This is a genomic window from Hymenobacter swuensis DY53 (assembly GCF_000576555.1).
GTDB classification, from domain to species: Bacteria; Bacteroidota; Bacteroidia; order Cytophagales; family Hymenobacteraceae; genus Hymenobacter; species Hymenobacter swuensis.
Genome location: NZ_CP007145.1, coordinates 4,382,431 through 4,400,154, shown reverse-complemented (window position 1 = coordinate 4,400,154; position 17,724 = coordinate 4,382,431). Strand labels below are relative to the sequence as shown.

Below are 17,724 nucleotides of genomic sequence, written 5' to 3'. Positions count from 1 at the left end.
TTGTATGGGTGGATGGGTGAATGTGTGAGGAGAACGGGTGGGAATTGGGGGTGGGTGAACCGGTAAGAAGTCAGGCAGCGCGGGAGTTGGAGGCCAGCGTTGCTACTTTATGAATAGCTTCTTCGGCTTTGGAGCCGGCAAATTTTTCTTCGACAGTGCGCTGCAGCATTTCGGCCCACCGTTGGAAGTGCGGGCCCTTCATGGGCAGGGCGGAATGCAACGGTACCAACTGCCCTTCCTGATACCGGGTGGTGCCAAGCAAGGCATTGCTCCAGTAATCATAGAGGGAGGTAAGGTGGCGGGGCCAGTGTACCCGGGCTACCGCGTGGCAGAGCGGGGCCAGTAACTCGTCGTCGTTGGCTTTACTAAAGGCAGTGTCCACCAGCGTCTTGATGTCGCCCTCGGTACGCAGATCAGGAAGAGTAGTCAGGGTAACCATACGAAGAGGAGTAGTTACGAGTGGATACGCAGCGAATTTACGCAGGTTTTGGAATTTTCGCGCATTAGCGAAAAATCTTTTTTGTCTTTATCCCGCAAATAGTTGTCGGAGGTGGGCCTTAGTACGACTAAAAAACCGGAAAGGATACCAATTAAGGCCGATTTATTACAGAATATGCAAGGAGTTGCGGGCCTGCGCAATGCGGTGCTCGAACACGGCAGCAATAGTGCCTGCCCGATATATAGCCTCATCGGCAACCGTTCCCTGGAAGTGCGCTTCCACCGTTTCCACAAACAGCGTGAGCCAGCGGCGGAAGTGGCGGCTGTCAATAGGCAGGGCCAGGTGTTTGGGAAACGGGCGGCCCCGGTAGCGGCTGCTACCCAGCAGCAAGCCACTCCAGAAATCATACATCGTGGCCAAGTGACGGGGCCACTGGCCCTGCACTACTGCTTCGAAAATGGGGCCGATGAGGTCATCGGCCTGCACACGCTGGTAGAAGGCATCAACCAGCCGGCGTACATCAGTTTCCGTCCGGATATCGGGCAGGGGAGCGGGAGAAGCAGTAGTTGCCATGCGGTAACCGATATGAAAGTAACGCTCCAAAGATACGGTGGGCGTGACGGCCGCAGCAGCAGAAGCTACACCGGGAAGGGCGCAAACCGTTGCGCCAGACACCCCGAAACGCCACCCTGCACGTCCTGAGCATGCGCACTACCGGCAGTTGGAGCGACAACTAGCTAAATCCACGGGCCAGGGCTCAGCTCCTAAACGCCCTATACCTATTTCTGCCGGGTAACCGGATGCTGGCTGAGCGGCAGTGGCTGCGCGAAGGGCAGGTTCGCCAACGTCTGGTCATTCTGTTGCTGCCGGGCCAGTCGGGCGGCCGAGGGCGTGGCGGTCTGGCGTGTAAGCTCTTTGCCCTTTGCATCCAGCAAGACTACCGTGAGCTGCGGCGGCGTCACGAAAACTTTCAACGTCGCGTTGGCTGGCGCGTCCAGTCGGATGGGTTCGAAGGGAGTAATATCCACTGTAACGGTGGTGGACTCAGGGCCCAGATGGTAGGTGTGGGAAGGGTGTGGGGTAGCTTGGTATTCGGCAGTAATCAGGCTTTGCCCCACCGTGAAACTGTAGCTGAGCTGCCGCACGGCCATCGGTAGCCGAGGAGCGAGAATAAGCTGATGGTGGGCCGCGTCGGGGCGAATACCGAGGAAATACTGGTGCCACACCCGCAGCTGCTCGGCGTTTGACCACGCCTGTAAATAGGCCCCCGTAAGCTTTGGCAACTGTTGGCCGGGCTGGGGATAGGCATCAAGATTTTCGCTCAGGCCGCCTACCACGCCCCTGGTCAGGGTCTGGCGGTTGGAGCTGGCGAACAGCAGCCAGGCGGTTTCCGGCTGGCCGGCTTCCAGCATCCGTTGCATGGCAATGCCGTTGAGCCAGGGCCAAATAGTGCCCCGGTGATAAGCCGCATCCTTGTGATACATCTCGGGAGCCAAATGATACGGATGAAATTGCGGATTGTGCCGGTCAAGGGTAGCTACGCCCCACGGATATACCAATTCCGTCCAGGTTTTGCGTAACGCCTGGCGGGCGAAGTCCGCGTCGGGTACCATATCCAGCGCGAATAGCTGGTTGGGACGCAGACTGAAATCAGGCCGATCCTGCTGGTCAAGCCGGTCGGCGAGGTAGTCGTATCCGGGGCGGCGGAAGTCTTGGGCAAAGTGGCTTTTCACTTGCTCTGCCAGCTGCTCCCACCGCTTCTGGCTGGCCGTATCCTGAACGAAAGCCGCAAAGTAGGCTCCGGCCTTCAGCTGCTGGTACCACAGGGCCTGAATGTCGTTGGCGCGGCTGCCACGGGGCGTGAAGGCCACCAGCTGCGCGTCGCGGGCATCCATCCAGGTTTCGTTGTCGGCATGCAGTAGGTAGCCTTTTTTATCGACCCAGTACGTGAGGGCACCCGCAATGCTGGCCTGCACATTGGGATAAAGCTGCCGCACCAGCGAGGTGTCGCCGGAGTAGCGCACGTAGTCCTGCAGCGCACTAACGAAGCGGGGCGTGCCGTCGGTGGTATGGTAATCGATGTTGCTCGGGTTAACGATATTGGGCACCCGGCCGAAGAATCTGGAAGTGGGGTCGAGCTGCTGATAGCGGGCAAATGAGAGCAGAATCCGGCGGGCGGCGGCAAACTGGCCGCTGACCAGCATCGTGCCGGAGAAGGAAATGAACTCGTCGCGGCCCCAGTATTCGTTGAACCACGGCAGGCCGGCGTAAATCCCGTCGCCCTGCTGGCGGCTCACTAGTTGGTCGGTAGTGGTAGTTAGCCAGCGCAGGGCCAGGGTCAGCGAGTCGTTATCGGCGGCCACGTAGGCACTGGTTTGCAGCGGCTGACGGATGCGCTGCTCCCGGGCCAGCTTCAGGGCCGGCCCGTTGCGTTGGCCTTCCCGAAGCAAAGCGGTTGCATCGGCCTCCTCAGCCCCGCAGGCAATCAAAAAGCCCTTGGCACCGGCCGCTACCACGCGCTGGCCGGCCACGGTAATGGGCTGAGGACGGGAGGCCGCCACGGCCAGCACGAAGCGGCCTTCCCGCGCCGAGAAAAAAGCTACGTCATCCTGCTGCCGGAGCAGGCGCACCTTTTCACCCTTCAGCTCAATGCCGATGGGCTGCGCAGTGCCGGTCAGGTCGATTTCCAGTAGGTTCTTCTCATCAAACAGCCACAGCTCTTCCTGTACTGTCGGGCCGTGGCGGCGCACCAGCTTGTGCGGATACACTGTTACCTCGGCCACGCGGTTATCAAGCGGCTGACCGGCCACAAAAAACTCATAGCCCCCAAATACCCGGTTCTTGGCCACGTTAAGTCCCTCAAACCAGCTGTACTCGGGGTGGTTGACCTCGTGGGTCTGAGCGCAGTAGTAAGCAGCGGCTTTGTTGGTAAAAGAAGCCACCCGGTTGGCCGACTGAGGCACGGTAATTTTCATCGTTTCCAGCACATCTGGCTGCCCGGTCACGGAGTTTGTCATCGCCGTAGTACGCGCAGGGCGGGTTTGGGTGCAGCCGGCGACCAGCAGAACGGCGGGTAACAGCAGGCAGAGAAAGGAGCGGAGCATACTTAATGTAGCAGACAAGTGAAGCGGATTGCTAGCGCACGGAGCCAATTCCGGAGACCGGTGCCAGCAGGAATTCCAGGGGAAGCGCCAACCGCTGACTCCATGCCTTTTCCGAGTGGTCGGCGCCGGCAAACTCCCGGCTCAGAAGGTTGCGGGTAGTATAGCCAGCCTGCCGCAGCAAGGCATCGGCCAGGAGCTGCGGCGCCTTGTACGCTGCGTCCAGGCCCGCGGTGCCGTAGTCAAAATACAGTCGGTGCGTGGCCGGGCTGGGCCGGGATTTCAGCAGGTAGGCCCGTAAGGCCTGCGGAATGGCGTCGTTGGTGCCCCGCAGGCTGCCGGTCCAGTGCGTGGAAAGGCAGGCGGCGCCGCCAAATACGCGCGGATACTCGCACACGGCGTACAGGGAAATCAGGCCGCCCATGCTGGAGCCCGCCACAAAGGTGCTGGCGGCTTCAGGGCGGGTGGCAAAATGGGCATCGATATACGGTTTCAGCTCCCGAACCAGAAAACATAGGTAATTATCGGCCTGCGGCCGGCCGCCCAGCTCCCGCAGGACCAGCGTGTCACGCAGCGCAGCCGGAAGGTAGGTCAGGGCTTTCTGAGGGAAATACTCGGCGAACCGGGCCGCGCCATTATTCCAGACGGCCACCACAATACAGTCCCGGATTTTCTGCTCGCGCAACAGCCGGCTCATGGTTTCCTCCACGTGCCATTCCTGCAGGTTCCAAGTGGTGGTGTTATCGAAGAGCATCTGCCCATCGTGCATGTATAGCGTCGCGTATTTTTTGGTCGGTACGTACCCTTCAGGTAGCCAGACATCTACGGCACGGGGCTGCACGTAGCGGGAAGGGAAGTCAGGCAGCCGCTGCAGCGTGCCGCCGTGCAGCGTGGGCAGCTGGCCAACGCTGCTGAAAGAGCAGGTCAGCAACCACAGCACCATCCATACTCGCCAGCTCCAGTCCGTCGCCGTCTTGCAGCAAGCAAATATCCGTGGTCGACAGAAAACAGAGCCGGCAGATAACGGTCGGAAAGGAACAGCCATGGGATAGAAGTCAGGTAGAAAAGCCGGTTGCAAAATTAACCAAGCCGAGTTGGGCCATGCGCCGCTGTCCGATGGAAATCCTGCTGCTCCGCAGCTAGGCCGGCTGGTTACTTTTTACCGCGCCCGCCCAGCACTACCAATGCTACGGCCAGCACAATAAGGGCCGCGCCCCCGAGCATTTGCGGGTCGGGCACTTCGTGCAGAAACAGCCAGCCCAGCAATACCGCCACCACGGGGTTCACGAAGGCATACGTGCCCGCCAGCGCTGGCTCCACCACCCGCAGCAGCCAGATGTAGGCCGTGAAGCCCACAATGCTGCCGAACGTGACCAGGTAGGCATAGGCCAGCCAGGAAGTAGCCGTAACCTGCGCCAGACTGAAACCGGCCGCTTCGCCGCGCAGCAACCCTACCAGCAGCATAGCCACGCCCCCGCACAGCATCTGCATGCCGCCTGAAAGAAACGGCGAGGGAGTAGGCTGGTGGTTTTTGGAATACAGGGAGCCAATGGCCCACACCAGGGCCGCCACCAGCACCAGTCCGATGCCTAGTTCCTCGTGCCCCGGTTTGGCAACATGACTGGCTCCCGGCGTGCGGGCCAACAGGTACACCCCCGCCAAGCCAGCTGCCAGGCCGGCGGCTACCACCGGCCGGGGGCGGGCGGCCACGCCGCTCCACCAGCCTAGTAGCGCCAGAAACATGGGCACTGTGGCTACCAACAGTGCCGTCAGGCCCGTGGGGATGTACTGTTCGCCCAGCGTTACGCCCCCGTTGCCGAAGCCCAGCAGGCACACCCCGATTACAGCGGCCGTCAGCCAGCCTTTGCGGGTAGGAGTCGGCTCGCCCCGCCACCGCATAAAGCCGTACAGCAGTGCCCCGGCCAGCGTGTAGCGGGAGCCGGCCATCAGCAGCGGCGGGATGGAGTCGATGGCGAAGCGGATGCCCAGGTACGTGGAGCCCCAGATGATATACACGGCCGCGAAGGCCAGCAGTAGGGCGGCGCGGGTGGGGGCAGGTGGTTGCGTCATGTGAAAAGCGAACTGAAGAAGCACAAACCTACGGGAGTTTGCCGGCCCATTGGTGAAAGTGACACTGTACGCAGCGTTTGGCCTCCTTTCCCGTTCTTTAACCTGAACCCTGCTTAATTTCTGCCGCCGTGCGCTTTTTCTCCTTCCTGTTCCTGGCCGCGCTGTGCGGTTTCGTGCGTCCCGTGGCGGGGCAGCTGCTGCAGCCTAAGCCGGCCTTCACCCGCGCCGATTCTTTGCGGGGCTACCTCTCACCGCTGCGCACCTGCTACGACATCACTTACTACCACCTTGATGTGCGGCTGAACGTAGCCCGCAAGGCCATCAGCGGCTCCAACGAATTTCACTTCAACGCTACCCGCGACTTCACCCGTCTGCAATTCGATCTGTTTGCCAACCTGGCCGTGGAGAAGGTAGAGTACCAGGGTAAGGCCGTACCATTTACCCGAGAGGCCAACGCGGTATTTGTCACCTTTCCTGAACCCATTCGTAAGGGCACTCAAACCAGCTTCACAGTATTCTATGGCGGCCAGCCTATTGAGGCCAAAAATGCGCCCTGGGATGGTGGCTTTGTATTCACGCAGGATGCCAAAGGCAAGCCGTGGGTGGCCACGGCCTGTCAGGGAGTGGGAGCCAGCATCTGGTGGCCCACCAAAGATCAGCAGGCCGATGAGGTGGACAGCATGCTCATCAGCGTGACCGTACCGAAAGGCCTCAAGGATGTATCCAACGGCCGCCTGCGCCGCACCGTGCCCCTGAAAGGCGGTGCCACCCGCTTCGACTGGTTTGTGAGCAACCCCATAAATAATTACGACGTGGCCCTGAACGTGGCCGATTACACCCACTTCAGCGACGAGTACGCCGGCGAGAAAGGCCGCCTGACGCTTGACTACTGGGTTTTGCCCGAAAACCTGAACAAAGCCAAAACGCAGTTCGCCGCCAACGTAAAACCCATGCTCAAGTCGCTGGAGTCGTGGTTTGGGCCCTACCCGTTCTATGAGGATGGCTATAAGCTAATCGAAACTCCGCACCTGGGTATGGAGCACCAGAGTGCCGTGGCGTATGGCAACAAGTACCTGAACGGCTACCTCGGCCGCGACCGATCGGACACGGGCTGGGGCCTGCAGTGGGACTTCATCATTATCCATGAAAGCGGCCACGAGTGGTTCGGCAACAGCCTCACCAGCCAAGATATTGCCGATATGTGGATTCACGAGTCGTTTACCACGTACTCCGAGGCCTTGTTCGTGGAAAGCCAGTTCGGCAAGGAAGCCGCCCAGCAGTATATCCATGGCCAGCGGCGCAACATCCAGAACGATGCGCCTATCATCGGGCCCTACGGCGTAAACCGGGAAGGATCCTCCGACATGTACGACAAAGGCAGCAACCTGCTGAACATGCTCCGTACTGCCTACGTGCCCGATGATGCCCGGTGGCGGGAGCTGCTGCGCGGCCTCAACCAACGCTTTTTCCACCAGACCATTACTACCGAGCAGGTCGTCGGTTACTTCAACCAGCAACTGGGCCAGGACCTCACGCCCGTATTCAACCAGTACCTGCGCCATCCAGGCCTGCCGGTGCTGGAGGTGCGCTTTCCTACCAATGGCCCGCCCCAGGCCCGTTGGATTGCCGATGAAGCCGGCTTTGCCCTACCGGTGCGCCTGCGCCAACGCGGCGGCAGCTACCAGACGGTACCTGTCACCACTACTTTTCAGTCGTTAGCTGTTCCCAATTTGAAACGAGATAATATGGAGGTAGATACCGAAAACTACTACGTAGGAACGTTATTTGAATAGCGCGAAGGTAAATTGTCTTATTCTTCTATATGTCAATCTATAATTGGGAAATATACTGCGCTACTCTTTTATATATATAAAGCAGCATGTTGGAATCTTTTCCTTGCGAAACGTGTAAATTCGGCTGCTTACAGCTTTCAATGAGGTTGAAGGCTTTTGTTTTGCCTTTTCTGCCTCTGGTTTCCAGAAGCATAGAATAATAAGCGTGTAAGCGCCTCAATGGTATTTTATATAAGAAAAAGTAGTTTTTGGCATAGTACGCCGGGCTGGTTTTTCGCTGAGCGCAAAGCGTATGGTAGCTCCTTCTGTTCCCCTCACTTGTCAGGCCTGCCCCCACGTTGAACGCTCTTTGTTGGGTAACTGCCAGCACGCCGAAATGGCCTTGATAGCTGGGGGCAAACTGCACCAGTCGTACGGCAAGGGCCAGGTGATTTTCCAGCAGGGCAGCCGGGCCGCCGGCCTGTACTGTGTGTACCAGGGCAAGGTGAAGATTTCCAAGCTCAGCGCCGATGGCAAGGAGCAGATCATCCGCCTAGCCCGGGAGGGCGACGTGCTGTGCTATCGCTCCCTGATGATGGGCCAGTTCTGCACCACCGCCGCCACCGCCCTCACCGACTGCGTGGTGTGCCTCATTCCGCGCCCCGATTTCTTTAGTCTGCTGGAGCAGAATCCGCAATTTTCCCATTCCCTGCTCCGCCTGATGGCCCGCAACCTGGGCGAGGCAGAGGAACGGCTGTTGCATACGGCCTACAAACCCGTGCGTGAGCGGCTGGCCGAGGCCCTGCTGCTGCTGCACCAAGCCTTCCAGCCCGCCACCAACGAGCCGTTCAGCATTCCCGTTTCCAGGGAGGATCTGGCCGCCCTCACCGGTACCACTAAGGAAACGGCTAGTCGTCTGCTTTCCGAGTTCCGCAACGAAGGTCTGGTGCTCACGCAGGGTAGCCGCATCACCGTATTGGAACACGAGAGGTTGAGTCATCTAGCTAGCCTGTATGATTGAAATAATACAATTGAATATCCGTAGGCACTGCCTGCCGCGTATCTCCTCGGCCAGCTTCTGCTGACCGGGGATTTTGCTTTTTCAAGGATTGTGCGTAAGATTGTTGAAATAGTATTATAGTTATCCCATTGTGGGTTCCCAAAGTGAATGGAACGGGAAAAGTTTAATTAGAATCATTTGTATGATTGATGCGGATCATTTCATTTAGGGGGTAAATGCGGGAGTTTTGTAGAGCAAGTCAGCAAGCTACCGGCTGTTATCCGGCAGTTGTATTAAGTAGCTGTTCTTTGTGATTCTGAGTAAATTGCCAAAACGGGTTTTGCGAGTCAACGCGTGGATCAGTGGAACTCAGGTAATAATCAGAAACGTAGGTGGCTGACTCTTCACTTCCACACATTTTCACTTCCCCCCCCTGTAATTATGGCTTACTCTACGAACAACGCTGCCGGCAAAGTCATCCAAGAAATCCTCAACGATTTGCCCCAACTGGTAGCCGTGGCCGTTGTTGACACGAACTCCGGCATGAGCCTCGCTTCGCACACGAACTCGCCCAGCATTAACCCCGACACCGCTGCGGCTTACAATACGGAGGTCGTAAAGCAGAAGCAGAAGGCTATGGCTGCCCTCAAGCTGACCGGCGAAACCATTGAGGATATCCTCATTACGCTTTCTAACCAGATTCACCTTCTCAAGCTGGCCGAGAATAATAAGTTCATTTACCTAGTGGTGAACTCGCGGGATACCAACCTGGCCATTGCCCGGGAAGTACTGCGCAACCACGCAGCGGCCCTGAACTAAGCCAGCAGCTGCGGCTCCCTTTGCCGGGACAGCCCCACCCCTGGTGGCTGTCCCGGCTGAGTCGGGCCCGGGCTCCCTGGCCTGGGCAGCCGGTAACCCGGCTACACCAACCGGCTCAGCCGGGGGCGAGCGGCTGGTACGCAACGCTTTTGGTGGCCTCTGCTATGCAAATACCCTTTCTGAGTCAACTTCAGACCCTTACCGGGCCGCCCGTCAATAAAATTGTGGGTGTGGCCCCGGCCGGGCCGGTACGCCTCGCCGCCGAGCAGATTCTGCAGCACGTACTGCGCGGCTTGCCCGAACTGCTGGCCGCCGCCGTGGGGCAGATTGCCTCCGGCCAGCTACTGGCCTCTTACACCACGTCGCGCGACTTCAATCCCGCCAAAATTATCGGGTTCAACGCCGAGGTGATCCGGCAGCAGCGGCAGTCCATGCAGGCATTGCAACTGCCCCCCGATGAACAGTTGACGGAGTTGCTGATTACCCTGCGCACCCAGCTGCACCTGCTGCGGCTGTTGCCCGATGGGCAGCGGTTTCTGTACGTGGCCGTGGATTGTCGTGATACCAACTTAGGCATTGCCCGGGAGGTGATGCGCACCTGCGAAACCTGAAGGATCTGAGGGGGTAGCGGTGACACCAGTGCTCGGGTAGTTCATTCTTTTTCTCACCCTTTTAGCCCCACTGCTTGCATGAAACTTACTGCTTCTCCCTTCAACCCCACCACCGGCGAACTGCTGCCGGTGTACCGCGACGCTTACCTGCGCGGTGACTTGAGCAAAGCCTCGGCCCAGGCCGTAGAAGCCTACCTCCACCGCGACGCCGACAAGGCCCACGAAACCCTCAGCCGCTGGCAACATCTGCGCGACGCCGACGAAGCCGAAGCAACCCCCACCTGGGTACAGAAGCAGCTACTCTACATCCGCACCGAGCCGATTCGGTTCCGCCGCCGGACTACGGGCTTAGTAGCCTCCGCTGTGCTGGTGGGCACCATGGTATTTGCCGGTACCCGCCTGCCTTCCGAGCGCACGCCCGTGAGCGACAGCACGCCCACCGAGCTGACGCCGCTGGTAGCCGACGCCGGTACCATTGCCGAAGCTGGTACGATGGCCAGTGCTGAGGCCAGCAGCTCCCGCGCCATGCTCACGGTCCGGGGCCGTATTCTGGATGAAAACGGCGCGCCGCTGATTGGCGCTACCGTGTTGCAGCCAGGTAGCTACCGGGGCACTTCTACCAACGCCCAGGGCGAGTACGTGCTGCAGGTACCGGCTGGCACCACGGCGCTGCACTATGGTTACGGCGGCTACCAGGATGCCCAGATGAGCGTGCAAACCACTGGCTCGGCCGACGTAACGCTGCAGCCCCGCGCAAAAGCCGGTAAACGCCACTGGTGGCAGTTTTAGCGCACCGGATAGCTGGTCGGTACGAGCTTGCTGCATTGCTGAAACGTACCGGCCGGCCTGGCTGCTTTATCTGATTATTTAGTCCTCAAGTTGCGTGAAACCGAAGTCGTATCGAAAGAAAGCTACCCGCCAGCCTGCCGTGCGCAAACGGCAGCTGGAGTTGCTAAGCCGGGCCAACGAGGTGGTGGAGCAACTCCGCAACGAGCTGCCTCAGCTACTGGCCGTGGCCGTGGTGGATGTAGCTTCGGGCACTAGTCTGGCCGCGCATACGTCTTCGCCCACCCTGGATTTGCTGACGGCTGCGAAGTTTCAGGCTGGTCTGGTGCAGCGCAAACACGAGGCCCTGGCCGCCCTGAACCTGCCCGATGAGCAGCTGGAGGACATTATGATAACCCTGTCCAGCCAACTCCACTTGCTCCGGCTTAGCAGCACAGGCGAGCGGCTGATTTCGCTGGTGGTGGATGCTCAGACCACCAACCTGGCCCTAGCCCGGGACATTCTTCGCACGCGGGCCGAACAGCTGGACGCAGCTTCGGCCCTGCGGGCGGCGTAACGCGAAGTGCTGCTGCAACGCCGCCTGGGTAGCTGCAGGGGAGCCGTTCGGGCGGCCCGGAAGTGAGGCGGCGCTTCGCTCTTTTTTCCAGGGGCCCCGGCCCACCGGAAATACTGACGGAGAAACCTCCCAGGAGTTTTCAGTCAGCCGGCGCTTTATCCGGCGGCCGGCATTGTGGCACCGAATTACCGGCCTTTCCGCCCGAAAGGAAAGCCACCGGGTTCAGTTTCCATCCTGTCGTTTAGCGGCTCCTCCGCTGGCTCCGGCCGGCAGGGGAGCCGTGTTGCGTTTTGGCGGGCGGGCGCAGAACTGAAGAACGGTTCCGGTCGGGAGGGCGCAGCCCGTCGGGCCGGTTGCCGGACGCTGACGTTGTTACATCGTCGTGCTGACACATCACGCGGCCATCGGTCCGACGGGCTACACCCGCCAGCCCGGAACTACTTTACAATTTCACCACTTCACAACTTCACCGTCCGTACCTTCGCCCCAGTTGATTCTCACCGAATTCATCGTAGCATGAACCAATACGACGTTACCGTCATCGGCTCCGGGCCCGGCGGCTATGTGGCGGCCATCCGCTGCTCCCAGTTGGGCCTCAAAACCGCCCTCATTGAGAAGTACGACACCTTGGGCGGCACCTGCCTCAACGTGGGCTGCATTCCTAGCAAGGCCCTGCTCGACTCCACCGAGCACTACCACAACGCCGCGCACACCTTTAAGGAGCACGGCATTGAGCTGAGCGACCTGCAGATTAACATGAACCAGCTCATCGACCGCAAAAACGGGGTGGTGAAGGCCAATACCGACGGGATTCAGTTCCTGATGAAAAAAAACAAAATCGACGTCATCCACGGCGTTGGTTCGTTTGTCGATAAGAACCACATCAGCATTGCGCCCACGGCCGGTGGCGAGGCCCAGCAGATTGAGACGAAAAACGTCATCATTGCTACCGGCTCCAAGCCCACCGTGCTGCCGTTCATTGCCCAGGACAAGGAGCGCATCATCACCAGCACCGAGGCCCTGAACATCCGCGAAGTGCCCAAGCACATGATTGTGATTGGCGGCGGCGTAATCGGGCTGGAAATGGCGTCGGTGTATGCCCGCCTCGGCGCGAAAGTGTCGGTGGTGGAGTTCATGGATTCCTTGATTCCGACCATGGACCGCGGCCTCGGCAAGGAGCTGAAGCGCATCCTGGGCAAAATCGGCATCGAGTTTTTCCTGAGCCACAAAGTAACCGGCGCTACCCGTGAGGGCGACGCCGTAACCGTAACCGCTACCAACCCGAAAGGCGAGGAAGTGAAGTTTGAAGGCGACTACTGCTTGGTAGCCGTGGGCCGGGTGCCCTATACTGCCGGCCTGAACCTGGAAGCCGCCGGCGTACAGATGGAGGAGCGGGGCCGCGTCAAGGTTGATGAGCATCTGCAAACCAACGTGCCCGGCATCTACGCCATCGGCGACGTGGTGCGCGGCGCCATGCTAGCCCACAAGGCCGAGGAAGAAGGCGTGTTTGTGGCCGAAACCATTGCCGGCCAGAAGCCGCACATCAACTACCTGCTCATTCCCGGTGTGGTGTACACCTGGCCCGAAGTGGCGGGAGTGGGCTACACTGAGGAGCAACTGAAGGAGCAGGGCAAAGCCTACAAAACCGGCTCCTTCCCGTTCCGCGCCTCGGGCCGCGCCCGCGCCTCCATGGACCTCGACGGCTTCGTGAAAGTGCTGGCCGACAAGGAAACCGACGAAATCCTGGGCGTGCACATGATTGGCCCCCGCATTGCCGACCTCATTGCCGAAGCCGTAACGGCCATGGAGTTCCGCGCCTCCGCCGAGGACGTAGCCCGCATGAGCCACGCCCACCCCACCTATGCCGAAGCCATGAAGGAAGCCTGCCTCGCCGCCACCGAGAACCGCGCGATTCACATGTAAAAGGGCGTATAACGATGTAACTTGAAAATGGCTGTTGGTCCTTCCCGGATTAACAGCCATTTTTATTTGCTCGAACCTAAGGTTGATTCGGCTTAACTCTTTCAGCAGTTATGGCAGCCCCGATAGTACAGGAATTCACGTTTGCGCATCAAGCACCTGCTATAGATGAAGTAGTCAACGACCTAATAACAATATCAGGGCTGCTCATTGAATTCGATACCCATCCTGGAGGCAGCGAGGACTCTACTATGTGGCATATTAGGGCGCTGTCTGTACCAATGAAGTTGGTAATTGTATCCACAGGCAAAGGCGTGCCGGCTTACATTATCGGGTATGATTCTTCCAGCAAGCGGACTCCCTATCTAGCCGGCACACTCCAGTGGGTGTTCTCCAGAAAGGGCGGCTTTTGCGAAGAGGAAATGCCTGAGTGGGCTGGCTTGCGCTGGGCGAATGTCCGGAAAACCTGGAATTTGGGTTAATGCCACAGTTTTGGCGGAAAATAAAGCGGCGGTAGCCTCTAAGAGCTACCGCCGCTTTTTCGTTAGTGGATGATGTAGCCAGCTACCATAAACCCAAGAAGCCCTTTTTCTTGGCTACGTTGGGACGGGCTACGTCTATCACGTCGGAAATACCGATTTCATCAAACTTGTCGAGCAACGCATCAACGCCCTTCTTCATTTTTAGCTCCATCTCTTCCTTGTAAATGGGGTACAAGCAGTAGAAGTGGATGGTTTTTTCGTCTGTCACGCGCAGTTCCCGGAACTCCTCCGGTAAGCTGATAGAAGGCAATAGTAGCATGCAGCCTAGCTTCGTGTCAGCGGCGTAAGGCTCGGCTTGTTCCCCGTTCGGGATGGTGTGGCCGGACCCCAGCCACGTGTGATATTCGTGCGGAAAACGAGCAATAAACTTCATCCAGCCAATGGGCCAATATGCTTCGTCCGTTGGGGTAGAGGCTGCCTGCCCAACGTCTGACAGAGGCCAGGTACTGGGCAACAGAATGCACAGCTCCGCGTACGCTGAGCTTTCTGCATCAGCGGGCACAGTCATGGGCAAGTCACTCATGCCGGACGTGACCAGCGTGTAAAAGGGAAAATCCTTGGTGGGAGCCACGATATGCACGTCCAAGTGCACTTTGTCCGAGATAAGCTCGTGAAAAACCCCGGTAACAGGGCCCACGTGCTGTTCGATGTGCCTCGAAATAGCCTCAATGGATTCCTCGTCGCCGGATGCCAGGCTGAACGGTTCGGGTTCTACATTTTCATAGCGGTAAATGGGTGCCCCGGAAGACGAATTCTCTGGTTCGATTTCCTGCTCTGACATAATGGGTAGCGTAAAGTGAAAAGAGAAAAAAGGAAAGCACGTTGCCCGGTTGCTGACAGACTCCCCGGGAAGGGTAATTGTAAAGAAGGAGGGCGGTTAATCAGGTCTTCTGCACCAACTTAAACCCGTCCTTCGTCACTTGGTACTGCTGGCCCTGGATGGTGATGGTTTCGCCTTCCAGCAGCTTGCTCAGGTCCATGATGTCACCCTCGATGGTGTGGAGGCTGAAGCCGTGCTTGCGGGCCAGGGCGAGGTACTTGGGGTTGATGTAGTCGCGCACGCCGCAGAGGATGATGCGGACGTGGGCGGTAGTGTTTTTGAGCAGCCGGGCGTCGCGGGGGAAGGTGTAGTTGTCGGCCAGCAGGATCAGCTCGGCCGAGTCGGGGGCAGCGGCCAGATGCTGGGCGTAGAGCAGGGCTTCGGCGTCGTTTTCGGGTGCGTCGCCGCCGCCGCCGGCCTTCATGGTTTCGATGAGCTTGTTTTTGATAGCCTCATAGCTATCCGTTTTCACGTGGTAGAGGCCGCCGGTTTTGCCCAAGCGCTTGTCTTTGTCGGGCTGGTCGTTGCCGTCGTTGAAGAACACGAAGGTTTTCTCGTCTTCAAGGGCGCTGAGCTGCAGCCAGGCCAGCAAATCGTAGGTGTAGGGGAACATGCTGCCGGTTACGTCCGTCACCACCACTTCCTTGCTCCACTCGGGGTGGCGCTGCATCACGCGGCTGACCACGTTGGCATCGGGCGGCAGGGCCGGTTCCTCGGCGGCCGTATCGGCGGCGGCCAGCAGCTCGCCTTTCTTGGTGATGCGCGCCTCGCAGTAGTCGTTCTTGTGCTGCTTGTTCTTCTTCTTCAGAAACACCCGGTAGAGCCGGGCCGCCGAATCGGGCAGGGCGAAGCTGGTAAAGCCCATATCGGGCGGGCCCAGCAGCTGCAGCGGCCCCAGCGGCAGCCGAATGGCTCCCTTGGCGGTGAAGGCAAACATCTTCCGGTCGATGGGGAAGCCGGAGGCGAAGGCCACGCTTTTGCGGATGGCGTCTTCCAGCTCCGGTACACACACGGGCCGGGCGGTGGGCAGCACCTTCACCGTCCGGATGGTGCCCCGGGCATCCACAGTCAGCTGAAATTTCACCAGCTGCGCCTCGCGCTGCGGGCAGGTGTAGAGGCGGCGCAGACTGCGGGCCATCTGGCGGTTGCTGAAGCGGGAGCCGGGCAGGTTGCAGGCCACTTTCTTGCCCTGAACCTTCTTACTGGCTTTGGGGCGCTTCTTTTCCAGGAGGCGCAGCTTGCGTGTGAGGCTGTCGAGGTCGGCGCGGCTGGTGGCGGCGGTGGCGTGCCGGGCCACGTACACCATAAAGCCGTGGAAAAACGGCTGACACTCACTGGGGCTGGTGCAGCCGGTCTGCTCCACCAGCGTCCACGTCACTGATTCATCCTGCAGCAACCCCGGCACGGCAGCGGCCAGATTGCGGATGCGGCTGAGGTTGAGCTGGCGCTGATTGAACGTAGGGTTAAGCTTAAAGGCTGTATACACCAGATCAATGCGCACAATGTGGCGGTCCTGCAGGCGCAGGGCATTCAGTTCAGCTCCCGAAAACGTGGAGGGCAATTGCAACGCTTCCAGATCCGGCAGCGGCTGGTAGCGGGCCGTGCGGTAGGCGTTCAGCTGATCATAGAAAGCGGTAAGGTCGGGCTCGGGTGGCGTGGTCTGGGCGTGGGTAGTGCCAAATAACAGCAGCAGCAAGCCGCAGAGGAAAGCCCGAAATGATACGAACAGCATACGGTAAAATAGATAGGCGCAATGGCGCGCAAAATACGGGTTTGCCGGAAAGCAGCAGCCGTATTGTTGAAGCAGGCGCCGCCAGGATACAGTAGCGGCAGGATCTGCGTCGGCAGTGGTATTTTTAGGGCCAATTCAAACACGAGGTTGCGTTCAGGGCTTGTGCGCACTGCCTGAACGGCGTTGTTGTTCGCACGCGGAAGCACACGTAAATTGGGCCATTCCAGGTCGCAGCCAAAAGCTGCAGGCCGCTATATTCCAACAAAGCTACGTGCCCTATGAGAAATTTTACCCCACAGACAGCCTGTACCTGGAGCCTACTGGTGGCTTGTGCGGGGCTGGCGGCCTGCCACGAAGCGGAGGAGCCAGAGCCGGACGTACAGCTGCCCGGCAAGTGGAAACTGGAGCAGGAATACCGGGGAATCCTGTATTTCGATGCGGCCGGCGCCCTGACCAGCCGCAACGACTACACGCGGCCCGGCGAAACGGGGGAGGCCCTGGAAATCGGGGATTCGACGTGGGTGTTGCAGCCCGACTATATCTATAGTGCCGCCAAAGACGGCGTATACCGGCAGAAGGATACCACCATTGTGGTGACGCTGAACCGCCCTTCCGGCTTCAACTTCCCCCTCACCGAAACCTATACCATATCGGACCTGAATGCGCACCGGGTAGTAATCCGGCAGAGGAATGTATTCACGGGCATGACGCACTATTACAAGTGGGTGTATACCCGCTGAGCGACGCCAGACCACTCATTATGCCTACGGCCGAAACGTTTCCCGCACTAGCCCCGGCGCGCACAAAAAAGCGCCAGCTACTGCGGGAGTAGCTGGCGCTTTCGGAATTGCGAACTGCTGGGGTGCAGCTATACGGCCACGGCCAGCTTCACGCCCACGGCACTGGGGCCCTTCTGGCCCATTTCCACCTCAAAGGTCACTTTGTCGTTTTCCTTGAGCGGGGCCGAAGTCTGCACCTGGTTGACGTGGACGAACACGCTTTCCCCGGTTACCTGGTCCTTGATAAAGCCGTAGCCCTTCGATTCGTTGAAGAACGTAACGGTGCCTTTGCGGATGGGGTCTTCCTGCTCCATGTCCTCCTGACGGATGGCACCGATGCGGATGTCCTCCACCGCAATGTCTTTCTTCTTCTTCGGATCGGGCGGCGTAGAGGAGATGTTGCCATTCTCATCTACATAGGCGAGCATCTCGTCGAGGCCCTGGCCTTTCTTGGCGTTGGCCTGGCGCTCTTCCTTCTTCTCTTCCTTATCCTGGCGTTTTTTCAGCCGCTTCTTTTCATTTTCCCTCTTGCCGAAGGTGGCTTGTGATCTACCCATGCGTAGTGTTAAGTCTTATGGTATCGGCCGCTTTGCCAAGCGAGGCCTCAAAGTGTAAAGCAACGTATCAATGCAGTACAATCCAGAACCTAGTAAAGTTCCTATATAAGGGACTCCGGAGGTAACGGCCCAACAAGCGGCCCGCAATGCCCCGCCGTTCCGGGATGGAAAGACGGTGAGCCTGGCAGGAAACGCTTGAGAAGCCGGTTGGAAACATGGG

Annotated in this window: 16 protein-coding genes; 8 read left to right on the top strand and 8 right to left on the bottom strand. The window is 59.0% G+C overall.

The window, feature by feature from the left end; translation table 11 throughout:
* Positions 1-70 precede the first annotated feature (70 nt).
* The 5 genes from HSW_RS20200 to HSW_RS20180 all read right to left on the bottom strand — a co-directional run bounded on the left by HSW_RS20200 (position 71) and on the right by HSW_RS20180 (position 5,610).
* Positions 71-439: a group III truncated hemoglobin gene (locus HSW_RS20200; RefSeq protein ID WP_044003525.1), complete on the bottom strand. Its 369-nt coding sequence runs from the start codon at positions 437-439 to the stop codon at positions 71-73.
* 165 nt (positions 440-604) lie between these two features.
* On the bottom strand, positions 605-1,012 hold the full coding sequence (locus HSW_RS20195) for a group III truncated hemoglobin (protein ID WP_052346862.1): 408 nt from the start codon (positions 1,010-1,012) through the stop codon (positions 605-607).
* A 206-nt stretch (positions 1,013-1,218) separates the two neighbouring features.
* Complete coding sequence (locus HSW_RS23200; protein ID WP_052346679.1) at positions 1,219-3,543, bottom strand: amylo-alpha-1,6-glucosidase; 2,325 nt, start codon at positions 3,541-3,543, stop codon at positions 1,219-1,221.
* A 31-nt stretch (positions 3,544-3,574) separates the two neighbouring features.
* Positions 3,575-4,483 (bottom strand): alpha/beta hydrolase, encoded by a 909-nt coding sequence (locus HSW_RS20185; protein ID WP_044003524.1) that lies wholly within the window; start codon positions 4,481-4,483, stop codon positions 3,575-3,577.
* Positions 4,484-4,692: 209 nt separating this feature from the next.
* On the bottom strand, positions 4,693-5,610 hold the full coding sequence (locus HSW_RS20180; protein WP_052346678.1) for an EamA family transporter: 918 nt from the start codon (positions 5,608-5,610) through the stop codon (positions 4,693-4,695).
* Positions 5,611-5,738: 128 nt separating this feature from the next.
* On the opposite strand from HSW_RS20180, the gene HSW_RS20175 reads away from it, so the two are divergent.
* From HSW_RS20175 to lpdA, 7 genes are all read left to right on the top strand, one after another.
* The gene (locus HSW_RS20175; RefSeq protein WP_231501327.1) at positions 5,739-7,403 is read left to right on the top strand and encodes a M1 family metallopeptidase; all 1,665 of its coding nucleotides are present in this window, start codon (positions 5,739-5,741) and stop codon (positions 7,401-7,403) included.
* Between the two features lie 376 nt (positions 7,404-7,779).
* On the top strand, positions 7,780-8,403 hold the full coding sequence (locus HSW_RS20170) for a Crp/Fnr family transcriptional regulator (RefSeq protein ID WP_044005262.1): 624 nt from the start codon (positions 7,780-7,782) through the stop codon (positions 8,401-8,403).
* Between the two features lie 420 nt (positions 8,404-8,823).
* The gene (locus HSW_RS20165; protein WP_044003522.1) at positions 8,824-9,201 is read left to right on the top strand and encodes a hypothetical protein; all 378 of its coding nucleotides are present in this window, start codon (positions 8,824-8,826) and stop codon (positions 9,199-9,201) included.
* 164 nt (positions 9,202-9,365) lie between these two features.
* Positions 9,366-9,812, top strand: a complete 447-nt coding sequence (locus tag HSW_RS20160; protein WP_052346676.1) for a hypothetical protein — start codon at positions 9,366-9,368, stop codon at positions 9,810-9,812.
* A 78-nt stretch (positions 9,813-9,890) separates the two neighbouring features.
* The gene (locus HSW_RS20155) at positions 9,891-10,601 is read left to right on the top strand and encodes a carboxypeptidase-like regulatory domain-containing protein (protein ID WP_044003519.1); all 711 of its coding nucleotides are present in this window, start codon (positions 9,891-9,893) and stop codon (positions 10,599-10,601) included.
* Positions 10,602-10,695: 94 nt separating this feature from the next.
* The gene (locus HSW_RS20150; protein WP_052346675.1) at positions 10,696-11,154 is read left to right on the top strand and encodes a hypothetical protein; all 459 of its coding nucleotides are present in this window, start codon (positions 10,696-10,698) and stop codon (positions 11,152-11,154) included.
* Positions 11,155-11,670: 516 nt separating this feature from the next.
* Positions 11,671-13,077, top strand: coding sequence for a dihydrolipoyl dehydrogenase (lpdA, locus tag HSW_RS20145; RefSeq protein WP_044003517.1), 1,407 nt, complete (start codon positions 11,671-11,673; stop codon positions 13,075-13,077).
* Positions 13,078-13,638: 561 nt separating this feature from the next.
* Here the strand turns inward: lpdA and HSW_RS20135 are convergent.
* Both HSW_RS20135 and HSW_RS20130 read right to left on the bottom strand, forming a co-directional pair.
* Positions 13,639-14,397, bottom strand: a complete 759-nt coding sequence (locus HSW_RS20135) for a suppressor of fused domain protein (RefSeq protein WP_044003513.1) — start codon at positions 14,395-14,397, stop codon at positions 13,639-13,641.
* A gap of 100 nt (positions 14,398-14,497) precedes the next feature.
* Positions 14,498-16,168, bottom strand: coding sequence for a hypothetical protein (locus tag HSW_RS20130; protein WP_044003510.1), 1,671 nt, complete (start codon positions 16,166-16,168; stop codon positions 14,498-14,500).
* Between the two features lie 278 nt (positions 16,169-16,446).
* Between HSW_RS20130 and HSW_RS20125 the strand changes: the two genes are divergently transcribed.
* A complete protein-coding gene (locus HSW_RS20125) occupies positions 16,447-16,908 on the top strand; it encodes a hypothetical protein (RefSeq protein ID WP_155833078.1) in 462 nt (153 codons plus the stop codon).
* Positions 16,909-17,036: 128 nt separating this feature from the next.
* On the opposite strand, the gene HSW_RS20120 is transcribed toward HSW_RS20125, so the two are convergent.
* A complete protein-coding gene (locus HSW_RS20120) occupies positions 17,037-17,504 on the bottom strand; it encodes a cold-shock protein (protein ID WP_044003505.1) in 468 nt (155 codons plus the stop codon).
* Between the last annotated feature and the right edge of the window lie 220 nt (positions 17,505-17,724).

What these genes read in the sequence shown, in the direction of transcription:
- HSW_RS20200 (WP_044003525.1), bottom strand. Translation starts at nt 439, where the DNA reads ATGGTTACCCTGACTACTCTTCCTGATCTGCGTACCGAGGGCGACATC.
- HSW_RS20195 (WP_052346862.1), bottom strand. Translation starts at nt 1,012, where the DNA reads ATGGCAACTACTGCTTCTCCCGCTCCCCTGCCCGATATCCGGACGGAA.
- HSW_RS23200 (WP_052346679.1), bottom strand. Translation starts at nt 3,543, where the DNA reads ATGCTCCGCTCCTTTCTCTGCCTGCTGTTACCCGCCGTTCTGCTGGTC.
- HSW_RS20185 (WP_044003524.1), bottom strand. Translation starts at nt 4,483, where the DNA reads ATGGTGCTGTGGTTGCTGACCTGCTCTTTCAGCAGCGTTGGCCAGCTG.
- HSW_RS20180 (WP_052346678.1), bottom strand. Translation starts at nt 5,610, where the DNA reads ATGACGCAACCACCTGCCCCCACCCGCGCCGCCCTACTGCTGGCCTTC.
- HSW_RS20170 (WP_044005262.1), top strand. Translation starts at nt 7,780, where the DNA reads ATGGCCTTGATAGCTGGGGGCAAACTGCACCAGTCGTACGGCAAGGGC.
- HSW_RS20165 (WP_044003522.1), top strand. Translation starts at nt 8,824, where the DNA reads ATGGCTTACTCTACGAACAACGCTGCCGGCAAAGTCATCCAAGAAATC.
- HSW_RS20160 (WP_052346676.1), top strand. Translation starts at nt 9,366, where the DNA reads ATGCAAATACCCTTTCTGAGTCAACTTCAGACCCTTACCGGGCCGCCC.
- HSW_RS20155 (WP_044003519.1), top strand. Translation starts at nt 9,891, where the DNA reads ATGAAACTTACTGCTTCTCCCTTCAACCCCACCACCGGCGAACTGCTG.
- lpdA (WP_044003517.1), top strand. Translation starts at nt 11,671, where the DNA reads ATGAACCAATACGACGTTACCGTCATCGGCTCCGGGCCCGGCGGCTAT.
- HSW_RS20135 (WP_044003513.1), bottom strand. Translation starts at nt 14,397, where the DNA reads ATGTCAGAGCAGGAAATCGAACCAGAGAATTCGTCTTCCGGGGCACCC.
- HSW_RS20130 (WP_044003510.1), bottom strand. Translation starts at nt 16,168, where the DNA reads ATGCTGTTCGTATCATTTCGGGCTTTCCTCTGCGGCTTGCTGCTGCTG.
- HSW_RS20125 (WP_155833078.1), top strand. Translation starts at nt 16,447, where the DNA reads ATGAGAAATTTTACCCCACAGACAGCCTGTACCTGGAGCCTACTGGTG.
- HSW_RS20120 (WP_044003505.1), bottom strand. Translation starts at nt 17,504, where the DNA reads ATGGGTAGATCACAAGCCACCTTCGGCAAGAGGGAAAATGAAAAGAAG.